The organism is Dolichospermum sp. DET69, from assembly GCA_017355425.1.
Taxonomy (GTDB): domain Bacteria; phylum Cyanobacteriota; class Cyanobacteriia; order Cyanobacteriales; family Nostocaceae; genus Dolichospermum.
In genome coordinates, this window is the sequence record CP070233.1 from 2468222 (window position 1) to 2486889 (window position 18668).

14 protein-coding genes and 1 pseudogene are annotated in these 18668 nt (G+C 37.8%); 8 read left to right on the forward strand and 7 right to left on the reverse strand.

The window, feature by feature from the left end:
* Positions 1-41 precede the first annotated feature (41 nt).
* The 4 genes from EZY12_11395 to EZY12_11410 all read left to right on the forward strand — a co-directional run bounded on the left by EZY12_11395 (position 42) and on the right by EZY12_11410 (position 5383).
* Positions 42-1580 (forward strand): protein kinase, encoded by a 1539-nt coding sequence (locus EZY12_11395; GenBank protein ID QSX70113.1) that lies wholly within the window; start codon positions 42-44, stop codon positions 1578-1580.
* A 540-nt stretch (positions 1581-2120) separates the two neighbouring features.
* The gene (locus tag EZY12_11400) at positions 2121-2678 is read left to right on the forward strand and encodes a COP23 domain-containing protein (protein ID QSX70114.1); all 558 of its coding nucleotides are present in this window, start codon (positions 2121-2123) and stop codon (positions 2676-2678) included.
* Between the two features lie 23 nt (positions 2679-2701).
* A complete protein-coding gene (locus EZY12_11405) occupies positions 2702-3511 on the forward strand; it encodes a trypsin-like peptidase domain-containing protein (GenBank protein ID QSX70115.1) in 810 nt (269 codons plus the stop codon).
* 639 nt (positions 3512-4150) lie between these two features.
* Complete coding sequence (locus tag EZY12_11410) at positions 4151-5383, forward strand: GUN4 domain-containing protein (protein QSX70116.1); 1233 nt, start codon at positions 4151-4153, stop codon at positions 5381-5383.
* 315 nt (positions 5384-5698) lie between these two features.
* Here the strand turns inward: EZY12_11410 and EZY12_11415 are convergent, their stop codons facing one another.
* Together EZY12_11415 and EZY12_11420 are read right to left on the reverse strand one after the other, a co-directional pair.
* On the reverse strand, positions 5699-6253 hold the full coding sequence (locus EZY12_11415) for a hypothetical protein (GenBank protein QSX70117.1): 555 nt from the start codon (positions 6251-6253) through the stop codon (positions 5699-5701).
* 20 nt (positions 6254-6273) lie between these two features.
* A pseudogene (locus EZY12_11420) lies at positions 6274-6627 on the reverse strand (transposase).
* Positions 6628-6759: 132 nt separating this feature from the next.
* Here EZY12_11420 and EZY12_11425 point away from each other — a divergent pair.
* Complete coding sequence (locus tag EZY12_11425) at positions 6760-7755, forward strand: hypothetical protein (GenBank protein ID QSX70118.1); 996 nt, start codon at positions 6760-6762, stop codon at positions 7753-7755.
* Positions 7756-8508: 753 nt separating this feature from the next.
* Positions 8509-9708, forward strand: a complete 1200-nt coding sequence (locus tag EZY12_11430; GenBank protein ID QSX70119.1) for a GUN4 domain-containing protein — start codon at positions 8509-8511, stop codon at positions 9706-9708.
* A 312-nt stretch (positions 9709-10020) separates the two neighbouring features.
* Here the strand turns inward: EZY12_11430 and EZY12_11435 are convergent, their stop codons facing one another.
* The 3 genes from EZY12_11435 to EZY12_11445 all read right to left on the reverse strand — a co-directional run bounded on the left by EZY12_11435 (position 10021) and on the right by EZY12_11445 (position 13719).
* The gene (locus tag EZY12_11435) at positions 10021-10584 is read right to left on the reverse strand and encodes a hypothetical protein (GenBank protein ID QSX70120.1); all 564 of its coding nucleotides are present in this window, start codon (positions 10582-10584) and stop codon (positions 10021-10023) included.
* Positions 10585-11001: 417 nt separating this feature from the next.
* Positions 11002-11451, reverse strand: coding sequence for a hypothetical protein (locus tag EZY12_11440; protein QSX70121.1), 450 nt, complete (start codon positions 11449-11451; stop codon positions 11002-11004).
* A 219-nt stretch (positions 11452-11670) separates the two neighbouring features.
* The gene (locus tag EZY12_11445) at positions 11671-13719 is read right to left on the reverse strand and encodes an FHA domain-containing protein (GenBank protein ID QSX70122.1); all 2049 of its coding nucleotides are present in this window, start codon (positions 13717-13719) and stop codon (positions 11671-11673) included.
* Between the two features lie 220 nt (positions 13720-13939).
* On the opposite strand from EZY12_11445, the gene EZY12_11450 reads away from it, so the two are divergent.
* The gene (locus tag EZY12_11450; GenBank protein QSX70123.1) at positions 13940-14725 is read left to right on the forward strand and encodes an HAD family hydrolase; all 786 of its coding nucleotides are present in this window, start codon (positions 13940-13942) and stop codon (positions 14723-14725) included.
* Between the two features lie 234 nt (positions 14726-14959).
* Here the strand turns inward: EZY12_11450 and EZY12_11455 are convergent, their stop codons facing one another.
* On the reverse strand, positions 14960-15559 hold the full coding sequence (locus tag EZY12_11455; protein QSX70124.1) for a tetratricopeptide repeat protein: 600 nt from the start codon (positions 15557-15559) through the stop codon (positions 14960-14962).
* Positions 15560-15631: 72 nt separating this feature from the next.
* On the opposite strand from EZY12_11455, the gene EZY12_11460 reads away from it, so the two are divergent.
* Entirely contained in the window at positions 15632-16807 is a 1176-nt protein-coding gene (locus EZY12_11460; protein QSX70125.1) for a DNA double-strand break repair nuclease NurA, read from the forward strand.
* Positions 16808-17203: 396 nt separating this feature from the next.
* Here the strand turns inward: EZY12_11460 and dacB are convergent, their stop codons facing one another.
* A complete protein-coding gene (gene dacB, locus EZY12_11465; protein QSX70126.1) occupies positions 17204-18667 on the reverse strand; it encodes a D-alanyl-D-alanine carboxypeptidase/D-alanyl-D-alanine-endopeptidase in 1464 nt (487 codons plus the stop codon).
* Position 18668 lies beyond the last annotated feature (1 nt).

An 18668-nucleotide genomic window follows, 5' to 3' on the forward strand; every position in this document is an offset into this window, starting at 1 on the left:
TGAGGTGTCAGATTAAGGTGCAGCAACCCAGGTGAAAGAAAATGAATGAGATTCAAGGACAACTCCCGATTTTAGCTGGAAACAAAGGAAGATACCAACTTCTCAGGCCTTTAGGAGGAGGAAGTTTTGGGGACACTTTTTTAGCTATTGATTTAGATACGCTTACTCAGCGCCACTGTGTGATCAAGCGATTACGAATTGATAATCATTATTCTTCTGAAATAGTTGCAGCGATTAAAAAAGCCTTTGAAAGAGAGGCTCAGGTTTTGGAAGATTTAGGGGATAGAAGCGGTAACATTCCTTGCTTGTATGATTATTTTTCCTTAACTGTAACTGACCCTCAATTAAATACTCCACAAGAGTTTAATTATTTAGTTCAACAATATATCGAAGGTGAAGATCTAAGTAAAGAACTGGAACAACAAGGACGTTTTTCAGAAGCAAAAGTTTTGACTCTATTAAATAATATTTTACCTGGTTTGGACTTTATCCATAATCACAATGTTATTCACCGGGATATTAAACCTAGCAATATTGTGCGCTCCAATGCAGAAGATAACAAATTCTATTTAATTGACTTTGGAGCAGTTAAACAAGTAATTAAAGGTGATATTTCCACCACAGAAAAATCTATAGTGTTTGGAACTATTTCCTATGCTCCCCCAGAACAAATCAAAAAGGAAAAAGTTGATTATTCCAGTGATTTATATGCTTTAGCTGCTTCTTGTGTGCAATTATTAACAGGTGAATTTCCAGACGATTCTCGTGACATTAATAATCTTTGGAATTGGCAAAAATATCCCTATATTAGCGAACATTTAGGTAAGATATTAAGGCGTATGCTCCAAGAAGATCCTTATTATAGATTCCAGTCAGCACGGGAAGTAATGGAAGCTCTGAATAAACCTGATGATAAACCACCGGGATTCAGTCCGCGTACAAATAATGGTGATAAGACAAAAGTTATCCCTGCTTCCCAACCTCAATTTATTAAAGTTTTATTGATAACAGCAATTATTTTGACCGTTACTGGGGTTTTCATAACTTTGTATCGCTATCAAATTCAAAACTCCCAAGGAAGTATTAAAACCATTCCTGGTAAACTATTTGCAGATCAACAATTTGGAATTGAGATCAAATATCCTCAAGACTGGAAGGCTGAAAAACAAGAATATAGTCCGTTAACCGGGGGAACTATTGCCAAAATATTCCCTAATACTTCTAGTCTGAATCTCGAAGTAGGGCTATTTATCCGTATTGAAGATATACAAAAATCTCAGACTTTATCAGAGTATAATCAGGCTGCTATCGAACAAATTAAAAAATCCGTTAGAAACGTCCAAATTCTCGAACAACAACCAATAAAAATAGACAATCGAGAGGGATATCAAATAGTTTATACAGGTCAAGAGCAAATCGGTAACTTCAGGTTTAAAGTCATGGAAGTTTGGACTATTCGTGATTCAAAAGTTTATATCCTCACCTATCGAGCCGAGGAAAAACTCTATGATCCCTTTCTTAAAGATGTAGAACAAACAATAATTAGGTCTTTTCGTTTGCAGTCTACTTTAGTTATATGATGTACGGCCTGGTAATATACCTTATCAGTTGACATTTAGACACTAGTTATATTAACATAGGATTGACTCAAATCACCAGCTTTTTGTAACCTTCTTAATAACCTGATTTCTTATGGCTTTAGTTGTCACTGACTCAACCCTAAAGGGATTGAGCTTGTAAAGAACAAACTTTACAACGCAAGCAGCGACTAGCCCATTGAGACTAATCCTGATACGCACTTCCGAATACTTCCCCAGTTCGGATTATCTGCAAGACTGTTTGTTAAGTCGTTGGTTAAAGACAAGACATTTTGGATTAGTTGGGCGAGGGGACTTGAACGGGTTTGCTGGTTCCCGGGATTATATCCATTCAAAAATCAGCATTTAAATACCACAGTGAATAAATTCACTCGTGTCGCTTCCCTCTTTTGGGAGCCAAGCCACTGAGTTTCCCGCATACCGCGAGGTTTTATGAAACAAGATTCAATGCGGTTAAAACCGCACGAGTCGTTTCCCTCTCAGCACTGAAGTGTCTGAGTTTCCCACTTACCGGGTATTCTTATGAAAAATAACCTATCAGCACCCTTAACTGGTCTGGCTTTAGCCTTGAGTGTTACTTTAGCCAGTAATCAACCCAGCCAAGCTCAAAGCCCTCAATTTAGTTGTGGTTTGAGTAATAACTATCCAGTAACCGTGGTTCGTCACCCAACCAGAGGTAGTGTCCCCTTAATTGTGTGGACAAACACAAGTCAGATTAGTGGTACATGGACACCTCAAAAACGTTGTCAAGAGGTATCAGATCGTTTCCAGAAACTGCAAAATAAAGGTGAACTGAAAATCCTGAAAACGGGAACAGTTAACGGTCAATATGTTATCTGTGGTTTAGGAACTAATCAGGGAGCTTGTGATAAGAAAAATGTTTTACTGACCATGACAAAGGATCGTGACCCTAAGCAAGTTCTCGAACAACTATTGAATACCCGTGTTGCCGCAAGTGGGGAGGCTGTTTACCTCAGTGGCGACCAAGAAGGACACATTAAACCAACAATCAACCGTGATGGCACTGCCAGCGTTGACATTGATCAGGTGATCAACGGTAAAAGTGAGCCGATCTGGTAAATTTGAGATGATGGGGGGAAATCATGAGTTGGCGGATAGGAATGGTCACTGTTTTTGCACTAGCTGGTTCTGTTTTGCCTTTGGCAACTCCAGTGTCGTCAGTTCAAAAACCCCCTTTTTCAATGGTTAATTTGTGGTCTGGACAGGAACAAATTCAACTTGAACAAGAAGCCCGTTTAATTACAGTTAAGATTCTGAGTAGCCCTAGAGAAAAGCGCGATCGCTCATTAGGTTCTGGTGTACTATTTTATCAAGATAAATTAACCTCAACCTATGGAGTAATTACCAATAATCACGTTTTACAACCCGGTGAAGCTCCCTATTCTATTCAAACTCCCGACGGAAAAATTCACCGTGCTAACTCTGTGGTGCGGAAAAAACAACTGAGGGGAAATGGTTTAGATTTAGCCTTATTAGAATTTGTAGCTGACTCAGAATACAGGATTGCTACCAAATCAAATCAACAAGCTGCCATTGGAGCTTGGGTAATGTCCGCAGGTTTTCCCCTCAAAAATAGCAAAAGCAAATCTGGGGGGTTTGTGATTAAACCCGGTAAAATTCAACTGGTGCTAGATAAAGCCCTAGAGGGAGGATACCAAATTGGCTTTACCAATGATGTAGAAAAAGGGATGAGTGGCGGACCCCTATTAAATGGCGCGGGGGAATTAGTGGGAATTAATGGACTTCATGCTAACCCAATTTGGGGTGATCCTTATGTTTTTGAAGATGGTTCTTACCCAACGGACGCACAGCGAGAACAAATAAGTCAATATAGTTGGGGTATTCCCTTAGAAACAGTCAAGCAATTATTGATTGCTAAAGGCAATTACTGATGCTTGTAATTTTGCGTGAGACAAAAAATAGAATATATAAACAAGTTTAAATCTGCTGTAAGTCTTTTTCTCAAAAAAGCCCAAGCAGATTTTACCTAAAAAAATTGTACAAAAAATAGTTGAGAATTTCAAGCCCTGAAATTAACTTTTTTCATCAGCTTATTAAGAAAATTCTCAAGATTATTGAGAATATAGGGTACTTGTGCTTTTTTGCCGAAAAATGATTTGAATAAATTATTAGATATATTCAGATGTATAAGAATCATTGATAATGGTGCGTTACGCTGTCGCTAACACACCCTACCTAAATGAATCTCATTTTACCCATAATCCTTGATCATGGTGTATTACTATTGAGCGAACCCAATAGACCTCTGGTGAAAATGAATGTAGAGACGTTATATAGAACGTCTCTACAAGGGTTTCAAACCACGCACATTTAATTACCGGAGATGTCTAATCAAATCCCCAGTCGGTTTTAACCGACTTGAGCTTTCAGACAGGGAATTTATTCCCTGGCTGTCTGGCTGTCTAAATCTAAATCAAGCTTTTAAAACCTTACATCTTGGCGTGAAGTACAAAGAAAGGGTATTATAAAAAATAGTATATAAAAAATAGTATTATAACAGACAAAGAACTATGAAATTTTCCCAGGGATTAGGAGTAATTCTAGGGACAACAACCCTAGCTTTAGTACAATACCAACCCGTATCAGCCTTAACTTCTGTACAAGTTAATGATATTGCTAAACCAATCACCGTCATGATTGGAGGATTAGATGGTAAAGGTTCAGGAGTAATTATTGCCAAAAATGGTAATACCTATACTGTGCTGACAGCCAATCATGTGGTTAAAAAAGCGGGATATGGTATTTATGAGCTTATCACCCATGATGGGCAAAAATACTCCATGGAAAGCGCTCAAACTCTGGGAAAATTGGATTTAGCTTTAGTCAAATTTACCAGTTCCAAAAATTATCCCCTTGCTAAAATTGCTGATTCTCGGACAGTTAAAGAAGGATCTACGGTATATTATGCAGGGTTTCCGGCTGAAACCGCAAATCAACCGCGTAATTATCGTTTTATACGAGCCGATATAACAGGCAGGAGTCAAAATCAAGAAGGGTATGAATTATCCTATAATGGATCAGCTTTACCGGGGATGAGTGGAGGTCCAGTATTAAATGAAGAAGGTCTTCTAATTGCTATTCACGGTAAGGCAGAAACCCAATCTATTATAATTCAAGGTGTTCAAAGAACTGAAATTGTAGGAGTTCAGGGAATCCCGACGGAAAAATTCCCCAATTTAATTAGTAATATTCAAAATAATAACCAAGCTAATACCCCTCGTAATAATATTAGTCCTACAAATGAACCTACACCTGTCATATTTCAGAAATTAGAATCATTGTTAAAAGCAGGAAAATGGCGAGATGCAGATTTAGAAACTTGGGAATTGATGAAAAAGTTAACTAAACGAGAACAGGAAGGATGGTTAAGACTTGAAGATGTGAAAAATTTTCCCAGACAGGAATTGCGAAAAATGGATCAATTATGGGTAAAATATAGCAATGGTAAATTTGGCTTTTCTGTACAAAAGCAAATTTGGCTGGACTTGGGAGGCAAGTTAGATGGAGAAACCGACTTCGATACTTTTAGGAAGTTAGGCGATCGCGTTGGTTGGAGAAAAAATAATGATTGGCTTTGGAGTTACGATAGTTACACCTTTAGTACAAATGCACTACCGGGACACCTGCCCCTGCCGGGGGCTTTGCGGGTGGGAGGTTATGGTTTTGGGATTGGGGGAGTGGTTTTGGAGGTTGAGGTTAGGTGGGAGGTTACTCTTTTCTCTTCTCTAGACTATAACCCATAAGCGTTACACAAGATTATAAGTATTTCTTATCAAAAAATAAACAACCGATTTATTAGGCTTTGGGGATTTCATTACCAGGCAGTTTGTAGTATACCTGTAGTAAATTTGTAGGTTGGGTTGAGGTACAAAATCCAACATGAGCGTCGCCTCTTAAGCGGGCTTGTAGGTTGGGTTGAGGTACAAAACCCAACATAAACGTCGGGTTGCGCTGTTGCTTAACCCGACCTACAAAAAATAGATAAAGTATTACCTAATACAGAAATGATTGATTAAATAGGCATAAGACAACACCTAAAAAACCTAGTTTATAGGTTGTCAATAATAAGAATAATTTTGCAAAAACTCCCCAACATGATGAGGATTGTAACAATTAGCAAAGATAAACTTTTCCGCAATCTTGACTATTTCAGGATTATTTTCTTGCCAAACTTCATATAATCTTTTAGCATCTTCATCTGTTTGCTTTTGTTGACTTTTTTTCTGATTTTTATGGCCATTCTTTTTTTTATTTGTTAATTTAGGTAATAATTTATTCCCCCAATAAAACTTCTTAACTTTTTTCTCTTGGGATTTATATTGATGACAAAATTTTTTATATTTGCGACTACATTCCTCTAAATCTTCTCCTAAAGCTAAAAAAGCAGGGTGCCAAGTGGTAATTCCATCATCACCTAACCTTTCATAAACTCCATAATTACTAAAATCATAGAAAAAACCATTTTGCATACCGGCGGCTTGGGGATTAGCATGAATATATCTGATAAGTAGGTGAACAGAATAAAACCAATCTGTGTAAAGAAAAGTAAAATCGCCCAAACCCTCTTCAATCTTGCCTTTTGCCTCTTGCCTCTTGCCTTGCCATAACGACAATTTTTAATGCTAACCTACTTAGTATTTAAGGCTCTGGTTATATCATTGTTAGAAAAACTTGTACTATGGTATCTTTTCTCCCAAAAATGTCCAGTTCTGTTTAACATTCGATTAAAACACATAGCAGAATACCAGTTAATATAGTGCATTATTTTGGGTATTTCTTCTGCCTTTTGTGGTTCAATTAAATAATGAATATGATTACTCATAATACAGACACTATAGAGTTTAAAATCATATTTCTCTATGGCTTTTTTAATCACATATAGAAATATTTGACGACATTCTAAACGGGTTAAGCGAAATTCTCTATTGTTACAGCGAACTGTAATATGATAGGAATAGTTACAATGAGTTTGAGTTTGTGATGACATCAGTAAGTGAATTTTAATTTCTGCGTTTTGCTGGAGATAGAAACAGTGAATGTAAAAATAGTATTATAAAAAACAGTGCTGTGTAACAACTTAGTTGCTATAACCCATATCTACTAATCAAAGTCAAAATAAATGACTCGCTTTATACATGATCAATTTGCCAAACAATATCTAACAGAACTATTAACACCTTATGGACAAGTAGAAACCAGTAAAGACATCACCGCAGAAGTCAGACAGATTGACGTATTATTTATCCCCTCATCCCCACCCACCAACCTAGCAACACTAGGCGTATTAGGGAAAATGGCGGCTAATTATGCGGTATTTGAACCATTTCGCAATGCTGTGAGTAGAAGTGAAATCCGCAGTTGCATGGGTAAATTATTTGACATTCATGCCCAGGTTGAACGTCAAGCTAAACGCAATGATACGCGAATAAATGAATCCGAATTAGCTAATTTGTGGATTTTGACTCCTACGGTATCAGTAGAAATCCTCGATAGCTTTAATGCTAGTTTGGATGAAGAAAACTGGAGTAAGGGGATTTACTTTTTTGGTAAAGGATTTAAAACCGTCATTGTGAGTATTCATCAATTACCCAGTACACCCGAAACCCTGTTTTTGCGGATATTAGGTAGGGGAAAAGTACAAAGACAAGCGGTGGAAGAATTAGAAACACTGACAAATAACAATCCATTTCTGGCAGATGTCATAGAATTAGTACATAACCTAATTGCTGTGTTATCGGCACGTCAGCGTCAAGAACAAGATATTGATCAAGATGATCAGGAGTTAATTATGAAATTATCCCAAATGTATCAACAACAATTAGAAGAACTGAGAAAACAAGGACTCCAGGAAGGACTCCAGGAAGGAAGACAGGAAGGAAGACAAGAAGGACGACAAGAAGGACGACAAGAAGGACAACAGGAAGGACTTAGGACTGGTGTAGAAAGAGAAAGACGCGCTATGATTGAGAGTATTCTGCAAGTGCGTTTTGGTGAAGTTGATGCCGAATTGACAAGAATTATTAACCCCCTGATTGCCATGAGTAGAGAAGAATTTACTCCTTTACTTCTACAATCATCTCGTGAAGAGTTATTAGCGAGATTTTCGGCACAATAGTAATTCATCGGTTATGGGTAATTCATAAATTACCCACTACATCCACAACCTTGATCAGATTTGAAGATACTAGCACCGCAGGGCGGAAGTCAAAAGTCAAAAGTCAAAAGTCAAAACGAATACAGTATAGGCTTTTGGGAGATTTATCATGGTTGGTTTATTTACGCCGTAGTGTACTAGTATAATATTTCTTGAAAACCCATTGACGATAATTAAGGTTTTTTCTTTTCCTAAAAAAAAGCCCAAGCAGATTTTATCTAAAAAAATTGTACAAAAAATAGTTGAGAATTTCAAGCCCTGAAATTAACTTTTTTCATCAGCTTATTGAGAAAATTCTCAAGATTATTGAGAATATAGGGTACTTGTGCTTTTTTGCTGAAAAATGATTTGAATAAATTATTAGATATATTCAAATGTATAAGAATCATTGATAATGGTGCGTTACGCTGTCGCTAACACACCCTACCTAAATGAATCTCATTTTACCCATAATCCTTGATCATGGTGCATTACTATTGAGCGAACCCAATCAAATCCCCAGTCGGTTTTAACGTGCATTACTATTGAGCGAACCCCAATCAAATCCCCAGTCGGTTTTAACCGACTTGAGCTTTCAGACAGGGAATTTATTCCCTGGCTGGCTGTCTAAATCTAAATCAAGCTTTTAAAACTTTGCATCTTTGCGTGAAGTACAAAGAAAGGGTATTATAAAAAATAGTATATAAAAAATAGTATTATAACAGACAAAGAACTATGAAATTTTCCCAGGGATTAGGAGTAATTCTAGGGACAACAACCCTAGCTTTAGTACAATACCAACCCGTATCTGCCTTAACTTCTGTACAAGTTAATGATATCGCTAAACAAATCACCGTGATGATTGGTGGATTAGATGGTAAAGGTTCAGGAGTAATTATTGCCAAAGATGGTAATACCTACACTGTGCTAACAGCCAATCATGTGGTTAAAAAAGCGGGATATGGTATTTATGAGCTTATCACCCATGATGGGCAAAAATACCCCATGGAAAAAAGCGCCCAAACTCTGGGAAAATTGGATTTAGCCTTAGTTAGATTTACCAGTTCTAAAAATTATCCCATTGCTAAAATTGCTGATTCTCAGACAGTTAAAGAAGGTGCAACGGTATATAATTCTGGATTTCCTATTCCTTCTAGTTCTAATAGTCAACAGCGAATTTACTTCTTCATTACAGCCCAAATCACAGCTAGAGGAAGGGGAGAAAATCTGGGATATGATTTATTTTTGAGTGGAAGTCCAAGACCGGGGATGAGTGGGGGACCAATATTAAACGACCAGGGGGAAGTAATTGGTATTTATGGTAAGGCTGAATTTGGCAGAAGTGAATCAGCGTTAGCAAGAGATGGAGTTCAGGGAATACCGACGGAGAAATTCCCCAATTTAATTAGTAATATTCAAGATAATACCCAAACTAATACCCCTCCTAATAATCCTAGTCCTACAAATGAACCTACACCTGTCATATTTCAGAGATTAGAAGCATTGTTAAAAGCAGAAAAATGGCGAGATGCAGATTTAGAAACTTGGGAATTGATGAAAAAGTTAACTAAACGAGAACAGGAAGGATGGTTAAGACTTGAAGATGTGAAAAATTTTCCCAGACAGGAATTGCGAAAAATGGATCAATTATGGGTAAAATATAGCAATGGTAAATTTGGCTTTTCTGTACAAAAGCAAATTTGGCTGGACTTGGGAGGCAAGTTAGATGGAGAACCTGACTGGGATACTTTTACAAAGCTAGGCGATCGCGTTGGTTGGAGAAAAAATAATGATTGGCTTAGTAGTTACGATAGTTACACCTTTAGTACAAATGCACTAACTGGTCACCTGCCGATTTTTGCCGGGTTTGCCGATTCAGTCCTTGGCAGACACATCATGTACCTCACATTTACCTTATTATTTTCTCTTCTCTAGACTATAACCCATAAGCATTACACAAGATTATAAGTATTTATTATCAAAAAATAAACAACCGATTTATTAGGCTTTGGGGATTTCATTACCTGTAAGCGGGGGTTAGTGGAGTGTAAGCAATATAGTATTATTATCATTCTCAATTTTTGTCAGATTGATTTGTGGTTTTATAGAAAAAATAGTATTACCTGATACAGAAATAATTGATTAAATAGGCATATAGATACACTACACCTAAAAACCTAGTATTGTAGGGTGCGTTACGCTGTCGCTAACACACCCTACTTAAATGAAGGTCTTTCTTGCTAATTATTAACGGCGAATTTTCCCAGCTATACCAGGCCAATTTTGATCAGCTTTTTGAATATTTCCAGGAATGTCCTTTTCCCAGCGTTTTTGAGTGTCCAAATTAGCATTTAAGTACAGCTTACCCGCCACAATTTTCCACGCATTAGGGTCAATAGGTGCAGTATATCCTCTACTGACAGCCCAAGCACAAAATCCTCCATATTGAGGAGCGTATTTTTCAGGATTTTTAATAAATAAGTTGCGGTTTTCGGCTGTGGAAAATCGCCAATTTACATCCTGCCATTTATAGGTGAAATTATCATTACCTGGAATGGCTTTTCCTTGTTGAAAATAGGCTACAGCATCAAAACCTTTTAAAACAAAAGAGTCTTGGACATTAAACACCTTAGCAGCCAGCTTTAAAGGGGTATTCTGCCCTTGAATAGCATTTGGAGCAAAATTACCATTGGCAGCGGGTTGAAGGACGGGAATAACGGTTGTAGTGGTTGCATGAGAACGACAACCTAAACTTAATCCCACCATGAATATTGAGGATGTGATGAAAGCGAGAAAGTTCTGGTGATTCATAACATAAAAATGTTTATTTGTTTTAGGACAATATCAGGTTCTTACCCCACCCTAACCCTCCCCTTTGTAAGGGGAGGGAACTAATTTTTCCGGTTTCCCCCCTTTACAAGGGGGGACTAAGGGGGGTAAATTCCGGTTTCTTTACAAGCTACGGTGTACACACATCTCTAGACAGGATGCTAAACGTTATCCGATCCCCCTAAATCCCCCTGAAAAAGGGGGACTTTGAAGAATTTAGCCCCCCTTTTTCAGGGGGGTTGGGGGGATCTAAACGTTGTGGGGCAACTCTAGAAGACTTGTGTGTACACCGTAGCCTTTACAAAGGGGGACTAAGGGGGGTAAATTCCGGTTTCCTCAAGAGGGAATTTTTTGAACAGATGTTAAATGGAATTATGGAAAAGTGGCAAGAATAAATCCCTAAGAAATTCTCGGCCATTTACCAATCCATTCTCCACCGCGAAAACGCCACCGGGGAAATAATAACCGCATGACTACCCAAGCAGATAAATAAACTGCTAACCAAACTAAACCATAATGTTGAATAAATCTGGTTAAGTCAAATTCGGTTTTAGGAATATGCGGTAAACCGATATTGGCAATTATTAAAGCCAGAAATACCCCTTCTATAACTCCTGCATAAAGTTGAAATACTCCAGGCCAGTCATGGTCCCAGAGATATTTTTGCAGAAAATCATACAAAACATCCCAAGCAATGCCAAATAAACCTACATAAAAGACGACCCAAAAGTAAACTAAGTTGGAGGCAATGCCTAAATATCCCCCATAGAAAAGCAGAGAAACTAACATTCCCACCGTTGCTAACAAAAAAATTCGTGTTTGCCAGCGTCCGAATAAAGTTGGAGTCATGATGATTTTATTATCCTATAATATGTGTAAGAGGGTGTTTGAAAAGTTTTTAATGTATAAACAAACCCCTCTTGTAAACCTCTCCCCGAAGCGGGGAGAGGCTTTGAAAACCCCCTTCCCAGCCTTCGGCACGCTGCGCTAACGTAGGGAAGGGGGGCAGGGGGGTTAGGTTTTTGGAGATTATCGGTTTCATCTAATACTTTTAAAACATCCTCTAAATTAAGGCTTTTGATTCAATGCCCATTTTAGCCATTGCCAAAGAGAATAAATTCCCTGAATATAGCGGACTCCTGGAGCTTTTGCAGCCGCCAATGCTTCCATAGAACGATGGGCAGCATATTGTAGTCCTAAAAATGTGTCTACGGGGGCGTAGGGACCGCCTAATGTGATAATTCCTGCCCCATATATGCGAGAACGATTATTTCGCAGTTTTTTGACTTCAAAGTTGTTTTCTACATGAAAACGTCCTTGTGGGTTTAGTTCTAAATCGTAATGCAGTATTAGGTCTTTTAAAAATGGACTTTCTAAAGGATTGGAAATCAATCCTGTACAGTCAATAACAAAATCAGCAGTTAGGGTTTTTTGACCTTTATTAGTGACTACATGAGTAATAACTTGACCTTGGGAATTACGTTCTAGTTTTGTGACGAAACCATAACGAATTTCATACCATTTCTGGGCTATTCCTTGACGAATAATGTCGCGCCATTGTTTACGACTGGCTGTGGTTGTTCCCCCCCAACCCTGTAATAATTCCCTTCGTCTTAACGGGTCAGCAGCTTCTAACATTGTCCGCATATCACCCCCCCAAGTTCCTTTTGGCCAGTTAAAAGGTTGAAATTCCCAATCATTTTCTACATAGCGTTTAGCTTGCTCAAATTGATTACCTTTGCGCGGTTCTCGGTTTAAATGAATTACCTGAATATTCCCTTGCATTTTTCGGGCTTCATACAACCTTTCTAATATTTGTGAAGCTACAATTCCCGACCCTCGAAGGACAATAGTACCGCCCTTTTTTTCTAATTGTTGGTAAATATGATCATGGGGTTCATAACCTTGAACTACTGTTTTGTAATTTCCTCTTTCTTCGGGATATTCTTGACGATATTGTTCTAGGTCTTCTAGTAATTTGATTGCTGGATAACCTGTGCAGAGATGGACATATTTAGCTAATAAAAATTGGTGATTTCCGTCTTCTTGATTGGAAGTGGAATAGGCAATACAATAACGCCCATCTTCCGTTTGTCGTAGACTGCGGATACTGCCATACTCTAACATTTTACCCCAACCAATGCGATCGCTCTCCCGGTCCATGGACTCAAATACATCTTTTCCACGAGGGGTGTAAGTATCTGCATAAACAGGTTCGGCAAAAACTTGCCACAAAAATCCTAAAGCTGCACCAACTTGTCCAGAAAAAAAGGCTCTCCAAACATCTCTTAAAGCATATCCTGGCCATCCCCAAATATTATCAGGACAGGAATCTGAACCAGAACGAATCCGTTTATGTCGGGGAATTTGACAATTTTTTAGTAGGCTTTCATAGCGCTTATAAGGTTTGTCTTGAACACTCAAAACTTTAATATTTTCTGGTTTAACTCCCGCAATTCTCAACATATCCACCCAAACAAAACTGCCCATTCCTCCCCCGCAGGCCACATATTCTGTTTCTCTGACTAAAATACCACTGCGATGAATAGCTTCTGGGGAAACCTTTTGTCCATTCCAAAAGTTGAGATTATAGGGAAAACCCGCAGGTTGACTAGGTACAGCATCGGGAGTTTGCTGTTCTAAAGCATCCGTATAAGGGTTAAAAATGATGGATGATTGAGAATCTGGTAATTTCCCCACCCTAGATACGGGAATAATCTCAGATTGGGGGTTAAAAATTGTGGAATTATTTTCCAGTACAACGGTAGCATTCTCATCCCCAGATGGAATGAGAATAACGGTAATGGTATGATTACCTATTCCCAGTCTATCCCCACTGTTTAAAGTCTGACGTTGATTAAGTAGCTTTTGACCGTTAACTTGAGTCCCATTGGCGCTCTTGTCTTCTACATAAAGCTCATTGTTGTCTAAGGTAATTTGAGCATGAAACCGAGAAATTTGCTTATTAGAGTCCAATAAAACTACAGGAGACACCGTTTCACCATTGAGGACGGCAGGAAGTTGAGTTATATCTCGTCCGATAGCTACCGGCAGGGTAAAAACCTGTTCTTCCTGCTCTTCTGTCAGTTTATTTTCGGAAATCAGCTTGATTTGCATGGTTTTGATGCTCCTATTTACACCTTAATATCTGATGGTCTGACTCGGTTTGAGTCAGTTGATAATATTAATACATCAATATTTTCCCCTATTTCCATAAAAATACCGAAAAAACCTTAAAAAAACTTTATTTTTTATTCCCTATTTCATAGATTAATCGCTACATATCCAGAGATGAAGATGCGGTAAGCTAACAAAAGCAGTTTTTAACCTCAGAACAATGACAGCAAATAGTCCCACGATTTTGGCTTTAGACTTTGATGGAGTGGTTTGCGACGGACTAATTGAATATTTTGAGGTAGCGTGGCGTACCTACTGTCAAATTTGGTCGCCGATTAACGATACACCACCAGATGATTTAGCTTTGAGATTCTATCGCTTACGTCCTGTAATTGAAACTGGTTGGGAAATGCCTGTTTTAATTAAAGCCTTAATTGAGGGTTTTAATGATGATCAAATTCTGCAATCATGGACAAACATCACTCCCCAAATCTTAGCAGCAGATAAGTTAGAGGCAAAAGCAGTTTCTACCAAATTAGATCATCTACGAGATGAATGGATTCAAACAGATTTAAATGGTTGGTTAAGTCTCCATAGATTCTATCCAGGTGTGATAGAAAGACTCAAAATAACTCTTGAAAGTGAAGTTCAGTTATATATTGTCACTACCAAAGAAGGGCGATTTGTCAAGCAATTGTTACAACAAGAAGGAGTTAATTTACCACCAGAAAATATTTTTGGGAAGGAAGTAAAACGCCCAAAATATGAAACTTTGCGTGAATTAATTGAGAAGGCAAATACCCAAAATGTAAGTTTATGGTTTGTGGAAGATAGACTAAAAACATTACAATTAGTCCAACAGCAATCAGACTTAAATCATGTGCAACTTTTTCTAGCAGATTGGGGTTATAACACTCAACCAGAACGGGAAGCAGGAAAAAATGATCAACGCATTCATTTAATATCACTTTCTCATTTTGCTCACGATTTTTCCACTTGGTTGTAAACCTAATAAACCTAGATCCCCGACTTCTTTAAGAGGATGTTTGAAAAGTTTTTAATGTATAAATAAACCCCTCTTGTAAACCTCTCCCCGAAGCGGAGAGAGGCTTTGAAACCCCCCTTCCCTCCTAGGGAAGGGGGGCAGGGGGGTTAGGTTTTTGGAGATTATCGGTTTCATCTAATACTTTATGGCTAACGCCACGCTTCGCTATCAAACAACCTCTAAGAAGTCGGGGATCTAAATCTTTTGAATTAAATCAATTACCTCTTGATAATTAATAATTCTTTTTTGTTGTTGAAATAAGTTAGCTGCTGTTTTTAAATCAGTAATTGCTCCCTGTTTATCACCCAAAAGATTGCGAATAATGCCCCGATTTTGGTAAGCTTCAGGAAAGTTAGGATTAAGACTTAATGCTTGGTTGAAATCTGCCATAGCACCTTTTAAATCTCCCAAATCACGGCGTGTAAATCCGCGATGATTGTAGATACCAGGATAATTAGAATTAAGACTGATTGCTTGATTATAATCTGTAATTGCCCCTTTTAAGTCTCCTAATTTATGGCGAGATATGCCTCGTTTATAGTAAACTTCAGGAAAATTAGGATGCAGCCGCAAAGCTTCATCATATTCTTCAATTGCCCCTTTAATATCTCCAGATGTATGTTTATTAATTCCTCGATGAAAATAAATTATTGCCTCTTTAAGATCAGATTGTGCTAACAACGAGAATTTTATTTTGGATTCAGAAATATTTGCTAAATTTTTAGCCCTCACCTTTGGACTATATAATATAGTTCCTAATATGAGAGTTACAATTGTTAATTTCCATTTTTTCATAACACTATTTTTCCAATTATTAGCATATAGTTATTAATTATAATAACATTCACACAAATACAATCAACTACCATGCTCAATTTAACAAAAATATCTAAACAAATGCAAGGTTTTAGTCAACATTTAACCTCAGAAGTGGCAGCAAGTCATCAGCGGTTGGAATTGGCACAACAATATTTAAAAACGGCTATTGAATGTCAAGAGGAGTTAGTTAAACGGCAAGAAGAATGGCGACATCGGATTATTTTTGCTAATGCTACACCCATTGAACCTCTCGACACCTGTATTACTATTCCTGTTCCCCCCAAAGTTCATACTGTCATTTCAACAGATGGTTCGCAAATCTCCCCCAATCATCACGAAATCGCCTATTGTTATTTACTAAATATCGGTAGAGTTGTTTTACACTATGGTCAAAATCTTCACCCTGTTCTCGATAGTATACCGGAGGTATTTTATCGCCCTGAAGATTTATATATATCCCGTCAGTGGGGAATTAGAACAGACGAATGGATGGGTTTTCGGCGTACCGCTTCTGAGGCTACAGTATTAGCAGAATTGGCTTGTAGTACGAAGACAGAAGCCCCGACTTTAGCGATGATAGATGGTTCGTTAATATACTGGTTTTTAGATCAGTTACCGATGGAGGCCAGGGATCTCATTTTACCCCCCGTTTTAGAATCTTGGCAACAACTCCGGCAGGCACAAATTCCCATAATGGGTTATCTTAGTGCCTCTCGTAGCATAGATGCTACCAATTTTTTACGCTTTTTAGCTTGTCCTCATCCCGTTCCCGACTGTATCACTCATTGTCCCAATCAACTAGAATACGTGCCTTGTAAAAAATTTGATACATTGCGAGATACGGCATTATGGACAACCCAACTCCAACCCGGACAGCGTGGACCACTATGGCGAAGTAATGCGCGGATTTTAGAATTGTACGACGATCAAATTATTTATTTTTGTTACGTTCATGTCGGTACAGAAATAGCCCGCATTGAAGTTCCCGCTTGGGTTGTGGAGAATTCAACCATGTTTGATCAAGCACTAGGGTTAATGCTGGCACAGGTACATAAAGGATATGGTTATCCTGTGGCCATTGCGGAAGCCCACAATCAGGCTGTAGTCAGAGGTGCTGATAGAACTCGTTTCTTTGCCCTTTTAGAACGACAAATGATTAAAGCCGGGATAAAAAATGTTGGTATTTCCAACAAAGAAGCCAGAAAACGGGGTAGCATCGCTTAATTTTTCGATAATTTTTTAACTTTAACCAACAAGTTAAATTACCCCCCTTAATCCCCCCGATGTATTTGGGGGAAACCGGAAAAATTAGTTCCCTCCCCTTCATAAGGGGAGGGTTAGGGTGGGGTAATTTGAGAAATAATAGTGATTCGATAACTTGTGTGTACACCGTAGGATATATTGGGGGGAAACCGGAAAATCAAGTTCCCTCCTTTTTTCAATGCTACCAGCTAAAGGTGGGTACAACCATTCGTTTCTGTCAAGAAACCGGAAAATCAAGTTCCCTCCCCTTTCCAAGGGGAGGGTTAGGGTGGGGTAAAAAGATATTTGATACATCAATCATGACTTTTAAAACATCCTCTTAGAGAAGTCGGGGATCTTTTTCTTCCTTTTCCTTCTTTAACACCGCTTTAAATTAGCTAATAAAACCACAATTTCATCTATTGCTGTTCTCATAACTTTACCAGGTTGTTCAGATTGATTCACCATAATACTAAAAACTAATGGCTCATAGTTATGTACATTTATATACCCAGAAAGGGCGGAGATTCCTGTCATTGAACCTGTTTTTCCTTGTACAATTCCCGCAGCGGCAGTATTCAGAAACCGATTTTTTAGCGTCCCTTTGACACCTGAGATAGCTAAGGAAGCACGAAAAGTTTCTGCTTGAGGTGATTTGGATATTCCTTGTAAAAGTTGTACTAAAGCTACTGGAGTCGTTAAATTTTTCCGAGATAAACCAGAACCATCTACAATTACATAACCTTCTGGTTCAACTCCTATTTGAGTTAAACTTTCTCTCAGCATTTGTAATCCAACATCAGCAGTATTTTGATTTCTTTCTTTTGGTTTTTTAATAGCTAAACTTCTTAATAAAGCTTCAGCATATAAATTATTACTATTCACATTTGTCTCTATTAATAATTCAGATAAAGGTGGTGATTCTACTGCGGCTATTTCTTTATCATTTCTACTAAGATGACTGTTCACAGTTTCTTTAACAGTAATTCCCTCTTTAGTCAAATTCTGACGAAATTGTCTGATAAAATTAGCAATTGGATCAAATACAGCTAAACCTGTAATATCTGGTTGAGAATCTACAGGTAAATTTCCCTTAATTCTCAGAATCTGTCCTTTTAAGTCACGATTTACTTCAACAAAACCAGGTTCATTTGCTGGAGTAGTTAGGGAATTATTTTCAATTTTCCATCTATATGCTTCTGTTGGTTCAGTCCATTTTATTTTTAATGGTTGTCCGACAGTTTGGGGTGAAAAAGTTAATATAGCAGCATTTTCATTGAGAATTAAACTATTAATTGGTGCGCCATAATCAGCTTGTATATCTTCCCATTGCCAACTAGAATTAACTACTTCACCTTGAAAGTAACTATCATCAGCAATTAATTGATTAATTTGCCGAATTCCTTGTTGATATAATTGTTTTGATAATATTGTTAATTGAGTGTTTTTGAAACTAGGATCTCCCCTTCCCACCACACGCAAAACACCATTACCATCATCATAAATGGAAGTACGAATCCGAAAATCTGCTCCTAATTGTTGTAATGCTGCTGCGGTAGTAAACAGCTTTATATTAGAAGCAGGAATAAAGTATTTATTAGCATCTTGGCTATAAAGAGTTTCTGCTGATGATAATTTTTTAACTAAAATACCCCAACGAACTCGACTAAATTGAGGACTATTAATAATAGTATTGATTGCTGACGGTAATTGAGCAGGACAAATTTGTTTAGTAGTATTAACTTGGGCAACTGGTGTTTGTGCTTGGGCTATTTTCTGAATACTACTAATATTAATAGAAATAAATAGTAATATCAAGCTGAAATAATTTTTTTTTGACATA